This is a genomic window from Microbacterium sp. NPDC091662 (assembly GCF_044756705.1).
Lineage (GTDB): Bacteria > Actinomycetota > Actinomycetes > Actinomycetales > Microbacteriaceae > Microbacterium.
In genome coordinates this window covers 57511-73503 of record NZ_JBIVTM010000001.1, presented here as the reverse complement: position 1 = coordinate 73503, position 15993 = coordinate 57511, and the positions used below count along the sequence as shown (strand labels likewise).

Sequence of the window (15993 nt, the reverse complement as noted above, 5' to 3'; positions counted from 1 at the left end):
ATCACAGCCGTGGTCAGAAGAGTCCCGGAATCACCTCCTGCTCGAGGTCGGAGTAGGTCTCCTCGCCGGCGGCGAGGTAGGCGTTCCAGCTCTCGGCATCCCAGATCTCGGCGTGTGCGCCGACTCCGGTGACGATGAGTTCCTTCTGCAGACCTGCGTACTGACGCAGGTGCGCCGGGATCGTGATGCGGTTCTGGCTGTCTGGCATCTCCGCGCTGGCTCCGGAGAGGAACAGTCGCATGAAGTCACGCGCCTGCTTGTTGGCGAGCGGCGCCTGACGGATCCGCTCGTGCATCGCCTCGAACTCGGCCGTGCTGAACACGTAGAGGCACCGTTCCTGGCCTCGGGTGACGACGATGCCGCCGCCGAGGTCTTCACGGAACTTCGCAGGAAGGATGACCCGTCCTTTGTCGTCCAGCTTCGGTGAGTGCGTACCCAGCAACATCGGCCATCACCCCCTCTGCGTCCGGCCAACTCGAGGTGCGCCCCACTTTACTCCACTTTCCTCCACATACCTACGACCAATCCGCAGACTATCGCGGGTTTCCTCGACGGGCACGCCGAAGAACCGCGGAATTCCGCGGTGGAGGATGGTGGAGGGCAGGTGGAGGGATCTGCCGGATCAACGAGACCGCCTCCCGCGACCTTCGTTAACGACAGAAGCCCGGATGCTCAGCATCCGGGCTTCTGTCGTGAAAGTCTGTGGAGGTCAGTGACCGTCCTGGCGTCGATCCCATCGGTCATTCATCCGATCCATGAAAGACGCCGATTCCTGTCGTTTCGGAGCGGAGCGCTCACGGGGCGTGGTCGCGGTCGTGCGCCGCACAGGTGTCACGGCGACCATGACGCCGGCGAGCATGGCGGCGAATCCGACGACACCGACGACGATGCCCCAGACTCCGCCGAGGATCACTCCGGCGACCAGACCGCCGACACCGGCGAGCAGGAGGAGCGCTCCGTAGACGAGATTTCGGTAGCTCAATGCTCGATCGCCGGACGGCGCGGTCACGACGTCGGCATCATTGTGAAGGAGATGGCGTTCCATCTCGTCGAGCAGACGCTGCTCCTGTTCGGAGAGTGGCATTTCGTCCCCCTCGGGTATCGTGCCTTCCATTCTACGCGCGCCGAGGCGTCCGGGGCTAGCAGTTCGGCGTCCCCTTGCTTTACGTATGCTGGGAGTCGTGCCGCCCTCCTCCCCCGTCCCCGATGCCGTCGCCGCACACCTCGAGCGCTTCCTCGCGCGGATGCGCGAAGAAGCGACGGACTACGGCCCTGATGCGGCGACGTTCCTCGATGCCGCCGCCGGCACACTCGATGGAGGCAAGCGACTTCGTGCCCGGTTCTGCCACGCGGGTTGGCGCGCCGTCGCGAAGTTCGGCGACCGTGCGGCCACGGAGACCGATGCCCTGTGGGACATGTGCACCGCCTTGGAGATCTTCCAGTCGGCCGCGCTCGTCCACGATGATCTGATCGACAACTCCGACACCCGCCGGGGCCGGCCCGCTGCGCATCGCGCGCTCGAGACGTCTCATCGCGCCTCGGGATGGTCGGGAGACGCGGAGATGTTCGGCCGAGCATCGGCCATACTCCTCGGCGATCTCCTCGTCGCCTGGAGCGATGACCTGCTGGAGTCGGCGCTCGAGGGACAGCCACACGCGCGCGCCGTGCGTACCGAGTACGCCCGGATGCGGAGGGACGTGACCACCGGCCAGTTCCTGGACATCGCCGAGGAGTCGGCGTGGAGCGTGAACGACGGAGGTCTCCACGCCGAAAGGGCTCTGCGCGTGGCGTCCCTCAAATCCGCCAGGTACAGCATCGAGCAGCCTCTGGTTCTGGGGGGCGCCTTCAGCGGAGCCGACGCGGACCAGCTGGCAGCACTGCGCCGCTTCGGGCATCCGATCGGCATGGCCTTCCAGCTTCGCGACGACGTGCTCGGCGTCTTCGGCGACGCATCTCTCACCGGGAAACCGACCGGAGACGATCTTCGCGAGGGGAAGCGCACGGTACTGATCGCGCTCACCAGACAGACTCTCGACGCTTCCGCGCGGAATCTCCTGGATGAGATGCTCGGCGACCCCGACCTGACGCCACAGCAGGTGTCGTTCCTGCAGGCGACGATCACCGATTCGGGAGCACTGGGTCAGGTCGAGACGATGATCGCCGACTTCGCACGCGAGGCCGATCGCGCACTCTCGGGCGCGCGGCTCGACAACGCCGCCGTCGGCGAGTTGCGAGACCTCGCACGCGCGGCCACCGTGCGCTCCTCCTGACGACCGGGGTCAGGCTTGCTCACGACCGGGGTCAGGCGAGCGTGCGCGCGAGGCGTCGGACCGAGCTCTTGTGTCCGGCCAGCAGTGCCTCGATCGGCGAGCGGCCAAGGCTCTCTTCTTCGGCAAGCAACCAGTCGATCAACTCGTCGTCCGTGAATCCGGCGTCCTGAAGGACGATCACCGTTCCCCGCAGAGAACTCAGCGGGTGGCCGTCGACGATGAACACCGACGGCACGGCGAAGGCCCCGTTGCGACGCGACCCGACGAGGTAGTGCTCATCGATCAGACGACGCACTCGGCCGAGGGGCTCGTCGAGCACCTCGACGAGGTCGGGCATCGTCAGCCACTCGACGGCGGCGGCAGGGGATCCAGCAACGTTCTCAGACACGTTGCCCACTATCTCACCTCTGCGTGACCGATGCATGTCGACCCACCAGTCACATCCTTCACTTGCGTCACTTCTGTTGACTTCTGTTTACATCCGTGTCAGCGTGAAAAGCTCGAAAAGGGGGCAAGCCTTGATACTCAAGACCGCCACGCGACGAACACGGCACCTGCAGATCGGAGTGCCTGCTGCGGTGCTCGGGGCCCTGGCGACCACACTCACCGCCACGCCTGCCCACGCCGCTCCATCGGACACCGCCGCGGTGGAGCGCCCACGCCTCCTGCCCGCACGCGTAGTCCCGACAGAAGCCGCCCCGTCGAGCTACGTCGTCCAGCCCGGCGACACGGTCTCGGCCATCGCGACGCGCTTCGGACTGCGCGCGGTCGACGTACTGACCTGGAACGGCCTCTCCTGGCGCTCCGTCATCTACCCGGGCCAGACCCTGACCCTCCAGCAGGCAGCAGCAGCCACTCCCGCTCCCGCGGTCGCCCCGGCCCCCGCCCCCGTGCCGGCGACCACGCACCAGGTCGTCGCCGGCGACACCGTCTACGCCATCGCGCAGAGATACGGCACCACCGTGGATGCGGTGCTGTCAGCGAACGGCCTCACCCGTGCCTCTGTCATCTTCCCCGGCCAGAGCCTCGTCGTCGCCACCGCGACAGCGGCCGCGCCGTCTCCGACAGCGGCGCCCGCTCCTGCGGTTGCGCCGACGTCCGCGGCGACGCATACGGTCGTCGCGGGAGACACCCTGTTCGGCATCGCGCAGAAATACGGCACGACGACGCAGACGCTGTATGCCGCGAACGGCCTCGGCCCCGCGTCGATCATCTACCCCGGCCAGACGCTCTCCGTGCAGGGAGTCGCCGCACCGGTCCCGACCCCCGCATCGGCCCCCGCCTCGGCCGGCGGCCCGCAGGCGGCGACGCTCACCGCTGAGCAGGCCGCGAACGCGGCGCTGATCATCCGCATCGGTCGCGAACTCGGCGTCTCGGATCGTGCGATCGCGATCGCCCTCGCGACCGGGATGGTCGAGTCCGGGCTGCGCAACCTCGACTGGGGCGACCGCGACTCGCTCGGCATCTTCCAGCAGCGTCCCAGCACAGGGTGGGGAACGCCTGCACAGATCATGGACGCCGACCGGAGCACGCGCGTCTTCTACGGCGGCCAGAGCGACCCCAACGGTCAGGTGACGCGCGGCCTTCTGGACATCCCCGGCTGGGAGAGCATGCCCTTCACAGAAGCAGCCCAGGCGGTGCAGATCTCGGCCTATCCGGACAAGTACGGACAGTGGGAGACGCAAGCCTATGCCTGGCTCGCACTCCACGGTTGACGACATCCGGGAAAACCCGCAGGCCCGAGGGGTGAGCCGCTCCCCTGTCTTTCAGCCAGTTCTCCATAGAATTCTGACGTGACGACCAATCAGCAAGCCGACCCCCTCATCGGGCGGCTTGTCGACGGCCGCTACCGTGTGCGTGCCCGCATCGCCCGCGGAGGCATGGCGACGGTGTACGTCGCAACCGACCTCCGCCTGGAGCGTCGCATCGCCCTCAAGGTGATGCACGCGCATCTCAGCGACGATTCCGCCTTCCAGAGCCGCTTCATCCAGGAAGCCAGAGCCGCAGCCCGCTTGGCGGACCCCCACGTCGTGAACGTGTTCGACCAGGGGCAGGACGGCGAGCTGGCCTATCTCGTGATGGAGTATCTGCCCGGCATCACGCTGCGCGAGCTCCTGCGCGAGCAGAAGCGCCTCACGATCCCGCAGACCATCACCATCATGGATGCGATCCTGGCCGGTCTGTCCGCCGCGCATCGCGCCGGGATCGTGCACCGCGACGTGAAGCCCGAGAACGTGCTCCTCGCCGAAGACGGCCGCATCAAGATCGGCGACTTCGGGCTCGCGCGAGCGACCACCGCGAACACCGCCACCGGACAGCAGCTGCTCGGGACGATCGCCTACCTCGCCCCTGAACTCGTCACCCGCGGCACGGCCGACGCCCGCAGCGACATCTACGCACTCGGCATCATGCTGTACGAGATGCTGGTGGGCGAGCAGCCTTACAAGGGCGAGCAGCCCATGCAGATCGCGTTCCAGCACGCCACGGAGTCGGTGCCGCGGCCGAGCGTCCGCAACCCCGCAGTGCCGGAGCAGCTCGACGAGCTCGTGCTCTGGGCCACGGAGAAGTCGCCCGACGACCGACCCGACGACGCGCAGCAGATGCTCGAGCGCCTGCGCGAGATCGAGCGAGACCTCGGCATCGCCCCTGCCGCTGCCAGAGCCACCGCCCCGCAGCACAGTCAGGGCGACTCCGGCGACCTCACCAAGGTGTTGCCGGGCACGATGGTGATCGCCGATCCCACGGCGCCCGTCCCTGCTGCGCTCGACAACGCGACCCTCTTGCGCCGACGGGCATCGAAACGACGCGCACGCGGTGCGTTCCTGCTCACCCTCGTCCTGCTGCTGGCGGTGCTCGCCGGCGGGGTCGGCTGGTGGTTCGGCTCGGGCCCCGGCTCGCTGATCGCTGTACCCGCGGTCGCCGGAGGGACATACGACACCGCCGCCGCGACGCTCACCGACGCCGGATTCGTGCCCACACAGAAGGACGAGTTCTCGATCGACATCCCCGCGGGCACCGTGATCGAGACGGATCCTGCTGAAGGTGCGCGACTCGACAAGGGCGCGTCTGTCGCGGTGATCGTCTCCGCGGGGCCGGCGACGCACACACTCGATCCGCTGAACGGACGTGCGGAGCAGGACGCGCGCGACTATCTCACCGGCCTCAACGTCAACGTCACGGACAAATCGCTCCTGCTCTTCTCCGACGCCGACGCCGGGATCGTCATCAACGCCTACGTCACCCCGAGGGCCGGCGGAGAGGCGTACATCTGCGGCGACGGCTGCGAGATCTTCGAAGACGACACGGTCGAGCTGTACGTCTCAGCCGGCGACTTCCCCGACGTCGCGGGCATGTCGGTCGGCGAGGCGACGTCCACGCTCACGGACAAGGGCCTCACCGTGACCGCCGACCCCCAGTACACCTTCAGCGACAACGTCGCCAAGGACGTGGTCATCGGCGTGGCCGATCGGGCAGAAGAGGGCAATTGGCGGCCGGGCGACAGCGTGCAGCTGATCGTCTCGAAGGGCCCGGAGCTCTTCCCCGTCCCGGATGTCTCGGGCAAGACCCTGAACGAGGCCAAGAAGATCCTCTCCGACAACGGGTTCAAGTCGACCTATGCCGCCTGGGGCGATCTGCCTGGCTTCGCCGAGATGGCCAAGGTCACCGGCCAGGACCCCGGCCCGGACAAGTCGCTCCCCCGCGGCGGCACGGTGAACCTCTCCATCCAGCTCAGCGGCTGAGAGGGGGCGCCGTTCTCACGCGGTCCCCGCTGAGAACGCGAACGACAGAAGAGAAGCCGCCCTCCCCGGTGATTCCGGGAGGGCGGCTTCTTCGTCTCGGTGACGGAGCGTCAGCGTTTCTCGAGCTCCTCGGCCACCAGGAAGGCCAGCTCCAGCGACTGCATGTGGTTCAGTCGCGGGTCGCAGAGGCTCTCGTAGCGCGTGGCCAGAGCGGCCTCGTCGATCTGCTCCGACCCGCCGAGGCACTCGGTGACGTCGTCACCGGTGAGCTCGACGTGGATACCACCGGGGAAGGTGCCGACCGCACGGTGCGCTTCGAAGAAGCCCCGCACCTCGTCGACGACGTCGTCGAAGCGACGGGTCTTGTATCCCGTCGGCGTGGTGATGCCGTTTCCGTGCATCGGGTCGGTGACCCACAGCGGCTGCGCGCCGGAATCGCGAACGGCCTCGAGCAGCGGCGGCAGAGCATCGCGGATCTTGCCCGCCCCCATGCGCGTGATGAAGGTGAGGCGTCCGGGCTCGCGTTCGGGGTCGAGCTTGTCGATCAGTGCGAGCGCGGTGTCGGGCGAGGTGGTCGGTCCGAGCTTCACGCCGATGGGGTTGCGGATCTTGGAGAAGTAGTCGACGTGCGCGCCGTCGAGCTCACGAGTGCGCTCCCCGATCCAGAGGAAGTGCGCCGAGGTGTTGTACGGCGTGTCCGTGCGCGAGTCGATGCGCGTCATCGGACGCTCGTAGTCCATCAGCAGACCCTCGTGCCCGGTGAAGAACTCGACCCGCTTGAGTTCGTCGAAGTCCGCTCCCGCAGCCTCCATGAACTTGATCGCGCGATCGATCTCCGCGGCCATGCGCTCGTAGCGCTGGTTGGCGGGGTTCTGGGCGAAGCCCTTGTTCCACGAGTGCACCTCGCGGAGATCGGCGAAACCGCCCTGGGTGAACGCACGGATCAGGTTCAGCGTCGACGCCGCCGTGTGGTAGCCCTGGAGCAGCCGACCGGGGTCGGCGGTGCGGGAGCCCTCGGTGAAGTCGTAGCCGTTCACGATGTCACCGCGGTAGGCCGGCAGTGTGACGTCTCCACGGGTCTCGGAGTCGCTCGAACGCGGCTTCGCGAACTGCCCTGCCATACGCCCCATCTTGACGATGGGCATCGAGGCGCCGTACGTGAGCACGACCGCCATCTGCAGCACCGTCTTGATGCGGTTGCGGATCTGTTCGGCCGTCGCCCCGGCGAAGGTCTCGGCGCAGTCGCCGCCCTGGAGCAGGAACGCCTGGCCGGATGCCGCACGGGCGAGCCTGTCGCGAAGGTTGTCGACCTCGCCCGCGAAGACCAGCGGCGGAAGCGTCGCGATCTGCTGGGAGACGTCGGCGACGCGGTCCGCGTCGGGCCACTGCGGCTGCTGCTTGATGGGAAGCGAGCGCCATGCATCAAGGGCTTCGATGTGGTGCGGGAGCATGCGTTCCAGCCTAGTGGTCGCGGGTGCCACCCAGATCCGCGCGAGGCCTATGTGACACGGGTCGGAAGCCGGTCCTTGACCGTCGACGCGTAGACGTCTTCGTACTTCTGCTCGCCGAGCCGCTGCAGGGCCACCATGATCTCGTCGGTGACCGAGCGCAGGATGTAGCGGTCATTCTCCATGCCCGCATAGCGCGAGAAGTCGAGAGGCTCCCCGATCACGATGCCGACGCGCACGATGCGCGGCAATCTCCTGCCGATCGGCATCGCCGTGTCGGTGTCGACCATGATCACCGGCACGACCGGGACTTTCGCCTCGAGCGCCATCCTGGCGATACCGGTGCGACCCCGATACAGCTTGCCGTCGGGGCTCCGCGTCCCCTCGGGGTAGATCCCGAGCAGGTCGCCTCCGCCGAGCACCTGGAGCCCCGTGTTCAGCGAAGCCTCTGACGCCTTGCCACCGGATCGATCGATAGGGATCTGCCCCGTCGCCTTCATGAAGAACTTCGTGGCCCAGCCCTTGAGCCCGCGGCCCGTGAAGTAATCGCTCTTCGCGAGGAACGACATCGATCGGTCGATCACCAGGGGAAGGAAGATGGAGTCGGCGAAGGAGAGGTGATTGCTCGCCAGGATCGCCGCGCCGTTCGCGGGCACGTTGTTGCGCCCCACGATCCAGGGGCGGAACACCGCCTTGACCACGGGGCCGATCACCACGTACTTCATCAGCCAGTAGAACATCGTGGTGAAGTCTAGCGCCGCGCCCGGCGTCCGTCGGAGTCGTCTTCCGGCTTCGACCATGCACGCGACCCAGTTCCACCTGGGGCGCGACTCGGTTCCATGCCCTAGACTCGGAGGCAAGTCCGTGCCCGACCGGTACCGAAGGAGCTGCCGTGGTCCAGTTTGAAGTCCCCGCGATCGTCCCAGCCGATCCCGACGCGAACGTCGCCGACCTCCTGGTGAAGCGCGTCGAAGCCACCCCGGATCGTGCACTGTTCTCGGTTCCCGAGGGAGAGGGCTGGCGAGACATCTCCGCTGCCGACTTCCAGACGGCCGTGATCGCCCTCGCGAAGGGCTTCGTCGCCGCCGGTATCCAGCCCGGCGAGAAGGTCGGCTTCCTCGCGCGCACCACGTACGAGTGGACACTTGTCGACTTCGCGCTGTTCTACGCCGGCGCCGTGATGGTCCCGATCTACGAGACCAGCTCGCCCTCCCAGATCCAGTGGATCCTCGAAGACTCCGGTGCGATCGCGCTCATCGTGGAGTCGCCCGAGCACTTCGCCCGTGTCGACGAAGTCCGCGGCGACCTTCCGCTGATCCGCGAGGTGTGGCAGCTGCACCTGGGCGCCATCGACACCCTGACCGCCCAGGGCGCTTCTGTGACCGACGCCGAGATCGAGCGCCGTCGCAACCTCGCGGTGGGGTCCGACATCGCGACCCTCATCTACACCTCCGGATCGACCGGACGTCCGAAGGGATGCGTGCTCACGCACAGCAACTTCGTCGAGCTGTCCCGCAATTCGGCCAAGGCCCTGGACGAGGTCGTGCAGACTCCGGGCGCTTCCACGCTCCTCTTCATCACGACCGCCCATGTGTTCGCGCGGTTCATCTCGATCCTCGACATCCACGCGGGAGTGCGCACGGGGCACCAGCCCGACACGCGCCAGCTCCTGCCGGCGCTCGGATCGTTCAAGCCGACCTTCCTCCTTGCTGTCCCGCGCGTGTTCGAGAAGGTCTACAACTCGGCGGAGCAGAAGGCCGAAGCCGGCGGCAAGGGCAAGATCTTCCGCGCTGCGGCCGACGTCGCCATCGAGCACTCGAAGCTGCTCGAGGCGGGCAAGTCGATCCCGTTCGGCATGAAGCTCAAGTTCGCGCTGTTCAACAAGCTCGTGTACAGCAAGCTCCGTGAGGCCATGGGCGGCAACGTCGTCTACGCCGTCTCGGGCTCCGCTCCCCTCGGCTCGCGGCTCGGACACTTCTTCCACAGCCTCGGCGTGGTGATCCTCGAGGGCTACGGCCTGACCGAGACGACCGCGCCCGCCACGGTGAACCTGGCGGACAAGTCGAAGATCGGCACGGTCGGTCCTGCACTCCCCGGGGTCGGCGTGCGTCTCGCCGACGACGGCGAGATCGAGGTGCGCGGCATCAACGTGTTCAAGGAGTACTGGAACAACCCCGAAGCGACGGCCGAGGCGTTCAGCGAAGGCGGCTGGTTCCATACCGGAGACATCGGCAGCTTCGACTCCGAGGGCTTCCTCACGATCACCGGACGCAAGAAGGAGATCATCGTCACGGCCGGCGGCAAGAACGTCGCTCCTGCCGCGCTCGAGGACCCGATCCGTGCGAACCCGATCATCGGTCAGGTCGTGGTCGTCGGCGACCAGCGTCCGTTCATCTCGGCGCTCGTCACGCTCGACCCCGAGATGCTCCCGACCTGGCTCGCGAACAACGGCCTCGAATCCACCATGTCGCTCGTGGATGCATCGAAGAACGCGGCCGTCCGGGCCGAGGTGCAGCGCGCCGTCGATGCTGCGAACGCTCGCGTCTCGCGTGCCGAGTCGATCCGGAAGTTCACGATCCTCGATTCCGAGTGGACCGAGGCTTCCGGGCACCTGACCCCGAAGCTCTCGATCAAGCGGAACATCATCATGAACGACTTCGCGGACGAGATCGCCGCGATCTACGATGAGCCCGTCGCGACGACGAACGTCCCGATCGGCGGCTGACACACCCCCGAACGATGAAGAAGGGCCCCGCTCATGCGGGGCCCTTCTTCATCTGTTCCGGCGTTCAGAACCAGGAGCTCTCCCGTACTTCGCGCATGGCGACCTTGCGCGTCTCCGGGTCGAGTCTGGTCAGGAAGAGCTTGCCGTCGAGGTGGTCGGTCTCGTGCTGCAGCGCCTGAGCGAGCAGGCCGTCGCCCTCGAGCACCACTGCGTTGCCGTCGAGGTCGATGCCCTCGACGCGCGCCCACGGGTGGCGCTGCGCGTCGTGCCAGAGACCGGGGACGGAGAGGCAGCCCTCCCCTGTCGGCTCAGGCTCACCGCGCACCTCGGTGAGCACCGGGTTGAGCACATAGCCGATATCGCCGTCGATGTTGTAACTGAAGGCACGCAGAGCGACGCCGATCTGCGGCGCCGCGACGCCCGCTCGTCCCGGCAGCTCGACGGTATCGACCAGGTCGGCCACCAGCGCCCGAACCCCGTCGTCGATCGCCTCGATCGGTGCGCAGACCGTCCGCAGCACGGGGTCGCCGAAGATGCGGATCTCGCGGACCGCCATCAGGCAGCCCTGGCCCGCAGGCCCTCGACCAGCAGCGCCGCGAGTTCGCGGGCAGCGATGCGGGTCTCCGGCAGGAGGTTGGCGAACACGATCGTCCCGCCCCCCGCGATCTGCGGGTCGTAGGGCACCCGGACGACGCTCCGTGCACGCGTGGCGAAATGCGCCTGCAATTCGTTCAGACGGACCAGAGGCGTGCCGGGTGTGGACTGGTTGAGGACGACGATCGCTTCGCGCGCCTGCTCCGCATACCCGTTGGTCTCGAGCCACGTGAGGGTCTCGGATGCGAGTCGGGCCTCGTCGACGCTCAGTCCCGAGACGATGACGATCTGATCGGCGAGATCGAGCGTGGCCGACATCACAGAGTGGACGATCCCCGTGCCCGTGTCGGTGAGCACGAGCGAGTAGTAGTGCGCGGCCACACCGGCGACGTCACGGTAGTCGCTGTCGCTGAAGGCCTCGGCGATGCGCGGGTCGGCATCGGAGGCGAGGACGTCGAGGCGTGTCGCATCCCGAGCCACGATGGCCGAGATGTCGTGGTATCCCTTGACGTCGTCGTGGATCCGGACGAGGTCGCGCACGGACTTGCTGTGGTGCGGACGCACGATGCGCTCGGCGAGGGTCCCGCGATCGGGGTTGGCATCGACCGCGATCACGCGGTCTTCGCGGGCATCCGCCAACGCCATTCCCAGCAGGGCGGTGATCGTCGTCTTACCCACCCCGCCCTTGCGGGACAGCACGGGCACGAAGCGCGCACCGCCCGCGAGCGGTGCCGCGATCCTCGCGGAGAGGGCCTTGCGATCCCGGGCGCGACGGCCGTCGCCGATGTTGATGCGCCGGCCGGAGACGGCGTAGAGGAAGTGGCTCCATGCCCCCTCGGGCTCCGGCTTCGTTATCCGGTGCGGGTCGAGCAGACGGTCGGCGGTGAGCAGGTCGGCGGACTCGCGTGAGGACTCGCCCAGATCGTCCAGACGCTTCGAGGTGAGCGTCACGTCCGTTCGGGCCGCCGGACGAGCCGGTTGCGCCACGACGGGTCGCTCTTCGGGGATGGACACGATGGTGGTCTCCTTCTCGGCGGACGCCCGCACGGCGGATGCCGGTGCGGGAGTCGTCTCGATCTCGGATTGAGCGTGGGAGAGGAACCGGGCGGCCGCGGCTTCTTCTGCAGCCCGCTCCTCGGGGGAGTCCTGATCGCCGGCGATCGATTCAGAGTGCTGTTCGTCGACCACGACCGCGTCGACGACGGCATCGTCCACAGGGATCACCGGATCGAGCGCGGTCACGTCGATCACGATCGGTTCTGCGACGACGGTGGCCTCATCGATGATGACCTCATCGACAAGGGGCGCATCGTCGATCACACCCGTGACGACAGGAGGTTCCGCGGTCGGCTCGATCGGGGATACCGTCTCGACGATCGGGGAGGTCGCGGCTTCCTCTGTCGACCCGGAGGGCGCCGATGAGGAGACCGGCGCAGAAGCGGAGACGGGGCGGGGTCCTGTCTTCGTCTTGGACTTCGTCTTCGACGGGGCCTTCGGCATCTGCTCTACGGCAGGCACCTGATCGATCACGAGATCGCCGATGACCTCGCCTTCGACGACGCCGTCGTCGGCGAGGTCATCGTCCTCGTCTCGAGGAAGGGTCACGCTGACCTGAGCGGTCCCGCCGAGGATGCCGATGCCCGCCGTGTCGAGATACGCGGCTTCGTCGAGCACCCCCAGCGAGTTCTCCTCGGGGTCAGTGGTGTTCTTCGGTGTCACGATGTCGCTCCAAGCCTGCGCGGGCCTCGGGTGCGCACGGATGCGCGGCCCTCGCCCGCACAAGATTAGTGCGCCGGACGGATCACGACCAAAAGATCTCCCGCATCCACCTGCTGCGTCTCGGCGATCGCGTGCCGTTCGACGACACCGTCGACGGGGGCGGTGATGGCTGCCTCCATCTTCATCGCCTCGATGGATGCGACGGGTTCGCCCGCCCGGACGACGGCCCCGACCTCCGCCTTCAGAGTGACGACACCGGAGAACGGAGCGGCCACCTGACCGGGAACGGAGGTGTCGGCCTTCTCGACCTCGATCGCATCGACCTTGATGGAGCGGTCCCGGACGAACACCGGGCGGAGCTGCCCGTTCAGCGTCGTCATGACGGTGCGCATGCCCTTGTCGTCCGCGTCACCGATGGCCTCGAGTCCGACGTACAGCCGCACCCCGCGATCGATCTCGATCTGGTGCTCCTGGCCGGCGACGAGGCCGTACAGGTAATCGCTCGTGTCGAGCACCGAGAGGTCGCCGAACAGCTCGCGGCGCTCGGCGAACTCCGCACTGGGCGCGGGGAACAGCAGCGTGTTGAGTCGCGTCCGCCGTTCAGCGCTGGTCCCGGCGAGGGCGGCCTCATCGTCTGCAGTGATCGCGGTGAGACCGGTTCGCACTGAGCGCCCGGCGAGGACCTTCGTGCGGAACGGCTCCGGCCATCCCCCGGGAAGATCGCCCAGCTCGCCGGCCATGAAGCCGACGACCGAATCCGGGACGTCGTACTTCTCGGGATGAGCTTCGAAGTCGGCAGGGTCCGCCTTCACCGCCGCGAGGTGGAGGGCGAGATCGCCGACGACCTTCGACGAAGGCGTCACCTTGGGCACGCGGCCGAGGATGCGGTCAGCCGCGGCGTACATGTCCTCGATGAGCTCGAAGTCGTCGGCGAGGCCGAGCGCCTTGGCCTGCTGCCGGAGGTTCGACAGCTGTCCGCCCGGGATCTCGTGGTGGTAGACGCGGCCCGTGGGACCGGGCAGTCCCGACTCGAAGGGCGCGTACTGCCGACGCACCGCCTCCCAGTAGGGCTCGAGGTCGGAGACGGCGTCGAGCGAGATGCCGCTGTCGCGTTCGGTGTGCGCGAGCGCCGCCACGAGGGAGGACAGCGACGGCTGGCTCGTGGTCCCGGAGAGCGGTGCCGATGCGGCGTCCACCGCATCCACGCCGGCGGCACTGGCGGCGAGGAGCGTCGCGAGCTGACCGCCGGGTGTGTCATGCGTGTGCAGGTGGACCGGCAGATCGAAGCGTTCGCGCAGCGCCGTGACGAGCGTGGCGGCCGCGGCCGGGCGCAACAGGCCCGCCATGTCCTTGATCGCGATGATGTGCGCGCCGGCCTCGACGATCTGATCCGCGAGATGCAGGTAGTAGTCGAGCGTGTAGAGGTCTTCCGCCGGGTCGAGCAGGTCTCCGGTGTAGCAGAGGGCGACTTCGGCGACGGCGGTCCCGGTGTTGCGAACCGCCTCGATCGCCGGCCGCATCTGCTCCACATCGTTGAGGGCGTCGAAGATGCGGAAGATGTCGACGCCGCTGGCGGCGGCCTCTGCGACGAACGCCTCGGTCACCGCCGTCGGGTACGGCGTGTAACCGACGGTGTTGCGACCGCGCAGCAACATCTGGATCGCCACGTTGGGCAGCGCGGCACGGAGCTTGTCGAGGCGCTCCCACGGGTCTTCGCCCAGGAAGCGCAGCGCGACGTCATAGGTCGCGCCGCCCCAAGCCTCGACCGAGAGCAGGCCGGGAGTGAGCCGCGCGAGATACGGAGCCGCGGCGACCAGGTCCTTCGTGCGCACGCGCGTGGCCAGCAGCGACTGATGCGCGTCGCGGAACGTCGTGTCGGTGATCGCCAGCGCCGTCTGCGCGCGGAGACTGCGGGCGAAGCCCTCCGGCCCCAGTTCGAGGAGCCGCTGGCGCGAGCCCGGTACCGGCTCGGAGGTCAGATCGACGACAGGCAGCTTGGTGATCGCGTCGACGACACCGGGGTGCCCCCCGTGCGGCTTGTTCACCGTGACGTCGACCAGCCAGTTGAGCAGCTTCGTGCCGCGATCCTTGGAGACGCGACCGCGAAGCAGCTCAGGGCGCTCGTCGATGAACGACGTGCTGACGTCGCCGGCGATGAACGCATCGTCTTCCAGGAGCGCCTGGAGGAAGGGGATGTTGGTCGAGACGCCGCGGATCCGGAACTCCGCGAGGGCACGACGGGCACGGGCGACGGCCGCGGGGAAGTCGCGTCCACGGCAGGTGAGCTTGGCCAGCATGGAATCGAAATGCGGGCTGATCTGCGCACCCTGATGGACCGTGCCGCCGTCGAGACGGATGCCGGCACCGCCGGGAGACCGGTAGGTGGTGATCTTGCCGGTGTCGGGGCGGAACCCCTGCGTCGGGTCTTCCGTGGTGATCCGGCACTGCAGCGCCGCTCCACGCAGATGAAGGTTCTCCTGTTGCAATCCCAGATCGGCGAGCGTCTGACCGGAGGCGATCCGCATCTGGCTCTGCACCAGGTCGACATCGGTCACCTCTTCGGTGACCGTGTGCTCGACCTGGATCCGCGGGTTCATCTCGATGAAGACGACCTCGCCCGTGCGCTCCCCCGCGGTCTCGAGCAGGAACTCGACCGTCCCGGCATTCTCATAGCCGATGGAGCGGGCGAAGGCGACCGCGTACCCATGCAGCGCGGTGCGCACGCTGTCGTCGAGGTTCGGCGCCGGCGCGATCTCCACGACCTTCTGATGGCGCCGCTGCACCGAGCAGTCGCGTTCGAACAGATGCACCGTCTCGCCGGTCTTGTCGGCGAGGATCTGGACCTCGATGTGCCGCGGGCGCACGACCGCCTGCTCCAGGAACATCCTGGCGTCGCCGAAGGCGCTCTCCGCCTCACGCATCGCCTCGGCCAGAGCAGGCGCCAGGTCACCGGCCGTCTCGACACGGCGCATACCGCGTCCGCCGCCGCCGGCGACGGCCTTGGCGAACAGCGGGAATCCGATGTCGTCCGCCTGCGCCACCAGCGCCTCGACGTCGTCGGATGCCTCGGTGGAGCGCAGGACCGGGACGCCGGCCTCGATCGCGTGACGTTTCGCCTCGACCTTGTTGCCTGCCATCTCGAGCACGTTCGAGGGCGGGCCGATGAACACGATCCCGTTCGCCGCGGCCTTCTCCGCCAGCTCCGGGTTCTCAGAGAGGAAGCCGTACCCGGGGTAGATCGCGTCCGCCCCCGACTCGAGTGCGACGCGGATGATCTCGTCGACGTTCAGGTACGCGCGCACCGGATGCCCGCGCTCACCGATCTCGTAGGCTTCATCGGCCTTGAGCCGATGCACGGAGCCGCGGTCCTCGTGGGGGAACACCGCGACGGTGCGCGCTCCCACTTCGACTGCCGCACGGAAGGCACGGATCGCGATCTCGCCGCGATTCGCCACAAGGATCTTCTGGAACATGCACACCTCTGGGAGCTCGATGCG

The 15993-nt window shown here is 67.7% G+C and carries 12 protein-coding genes; 4 read left to right on the top strand and 8 right to left on the bottom strand.

The genetic code is table 11. From position 1 onward, the window contains the following. Window positions 1-13: 13 nt before the first annotated feature. Together mraZ and ACIQLD_RS00355 are read right to left on the bottom strand one after the other, a co-directional pair. Complete coding sequence (gene mraZ, locus ACIQLD_RS00360; RefSeq protein WP_017830220.1) at window positions 14-445, bottom strand: division/cell wall cluster transcriptional repressor MraZ; 432 nt, start codon at window positions 443-445, stop codon at window positions 14-16. A gap of 264 nt (window positions 446-709) precedes the next feature. Continuing rightward, entirely contained in the window at window positions 710-1084 is a 375-nt protein-coding gene (locus ACIQLD_RS00355) for a DUF3040 domain-containing protein (RefSeq protein ID WP_029258357.1), read from the bottom strand. A 97-nt stretch (window positions 1085-1181) separates the two neighbouring features. On the opposite strand from ACIQLD_RS00355, the gene ACIQLD_RS00350 reads away from it, so the two are divergent. Further along, window positions 1182-2270, top strand: coding sequence for a polyprenyl synthetase family protein (locus ACIQLD_RS00350; protein WP_402603749.1), 1089 nt, complete (start codon window positions 1182-1184; stop codon window positions 2268-2270). Window positions 2271-2301: 31 nt separating this feature from the next. Here the strand turns inward: ACIQLD_RS00350 and ACIQLD_RS00345 are convergent, their stop codons facing one another. Continuing rightward, window positions 2302-2667 (bottom strand): Rv2175c family DNA-binding protein, encoded by a 366-nt coding sequence (locus ACIQLD_RS00345; protein ID WP_402603747.1) that lies wholly within the window; start codon window positions 2665-2667, stop codon window positions 2302-2304. A 121-nt stretch (window positions 2668-2788) separates the two neighbouring features. On the opposite strand from ACIQLD_RS00345, the gene ACIQLD_RS00340 reads away from it, so the two are divergent. Together ACIQLD_RS00340 and pknB are read left to right on the top strand one after the other, a co-directional pair. Beyond that, the gene (locus ACIQLD_RS00340) at window positions 2789-3985 is read left to right on the top strand and encodes a LysM peptidoglycan-binding domain-containing protein (RefSeq protein ID WP_402603744.1); all 1197 of its coding nucleotides are present in this window, start codon (window positions 2789-2791) and stop codon (window positions 3983-3985) included. A 78-nt stretch (window positions 3986-4063) separates the two neighbouring features. Beyond that, window positions 4064-6010 (top strand): Stk1 family PASTA domain-containing Ser/Thr kinase, encoded by a 1947-nt coding sequence (gene pknB, locus ACIQLD_RS00335; RefSeq protein ID WP_402603742.1) that lies wholly within the window; start codon window positions 4064-4066, stop codon window positions 6008-6010. A 110-nt stretch (window positions 6011-6120) separates the two neighbouring features. Here pknB and ACIQLD_RS00330 read toward each other — a convergent pair whose 3' ends face one another. After that, window positions 6121-7461, bottom strand: coding sequence for a class II 3-deoxy-7-phosphoheptulonate synthase (locus ACIQLD_RS00330; RefSeq protein ID WP_017830214.1), 1341 nt, complete (start codon window positions 7459-7461; stop codon window positions 6121-6123). A 47-nt stretch (window positions 7462-7508) separates the two neighbouring features. Then, a complete protein-coding gene (locus tag ACIQLD_RS00325; RefSeq protein ID WP_021199324.1) occupies window positions 7509-8198 on the bottom strand; it encodes a 1-acyl-sn-glycerol-3-phosphate acyltransferase in 690 nt (229 codons plus the stop codon). Window positions 8199-8350: 152 nt separating this feature from the next. Between ACIQLD_RS00325 and ACIQLD_RS00320 the strand changes: the two genes are divergently transcribed. Next, entirely contained in the window at window positions 8351-10183 is a 1833-nt protein-coding gene (locus ACIQLD_RS00320; protein WP_402603739.1) for an AMP-dependent synthetase/ligase, read from the top strand. 64 nt (window positions 10184-10247) lie between these two features. On the opposite strand, the gene def is transcribed toward ACIQLD_RS00320, so the two are convergent. From def to ACIQLD_RS00305, 3 genes are all read right to left on the bottom strand, one after another. Continuing rightward, the gene (def, locus tag ACIQLD_RS00315; RefSeq protein ID WP_402603737.1) at window positions 10248-10739 is read right to left on the bottom strand and encodes a peptide deformylase; all 492 of its coding nucleotides are present in this window, start codon (window positions 10737-10739) and stop codon (window positions 10248-10250) included. Then, a complete protein-coding gene (locus ACIQLD_RS00310; protein ID WP_402603735.1) occupies window positions 10739-12496 on the bottom strand; it encodes a MinD/ParA family protein in 1758 nt (585 codons plus the stop codon). The genes def and ACIQLD_RS00310 overlap by 1 nt, the downstream gene beginning before the upstream one ends. A 65-nt stretch (window positions 12497-12561) precedes the next feature. Beyond that, window positions 12562-15969: a pyruvate carboxylase gene (locus ACIQLD_RS00305; protein WP_402603732.1), complete on the bottom strand. Its 3408-nt coding sequence runs from the start codon at window positions 15967-15969 to the stop codon at window positions 12562-12564. Window positions 15970-15993 lie beyond the last annotated feature (24 nt).

Excerpts from the sequence above, each read along its gene's own strand:
- mraZ (WP_017830220.1), bottom strand. The coding sequence starts at position 445 with ATGTTGCTGGGTACGCACTCACCGAAGCTGGACGACAAAGGACGGGTC.
- ACIQLD_RS00355 (WP_029258357.1), bottom strand. The coding sequence starts at position 1,084 with ATGCCACTCTCCGAACAGGAGCAGCGTCTGCTCGACGAGATGGAACGC.
- ACIQLD_RS00330 (WP_017830214.1), bottom strand. The coding sequence starts at position 7,461 with ATGCTCCCGCACCACATCGAAGCCCTTGATGCATGGCGCTCGCTTCCC.
- ACIQLD_RS00325 (WP_021199324.1), bottom strand. The coding sequence starts at position 8,198 with ATGTTCTACTGGCTGATGAAGTACGTGGTGATCGGCCCCGTGGTCAAG.
- def (WP_402603737.1), bottom strand. The coding sequence starts at position 10,739 with ATGGCGGTCCGCGAGATCCGCATCTTCGGCGACCCCGTGCTGCGGACG.
- ACIQLD_RS00305 (WP_402603732.1), bottom strand. The coding sequence starts at position 15,969 with ATGTTCCAGAAGATCCTTGTGGCGAATCGCGGCGAGATCGCGATCCGT.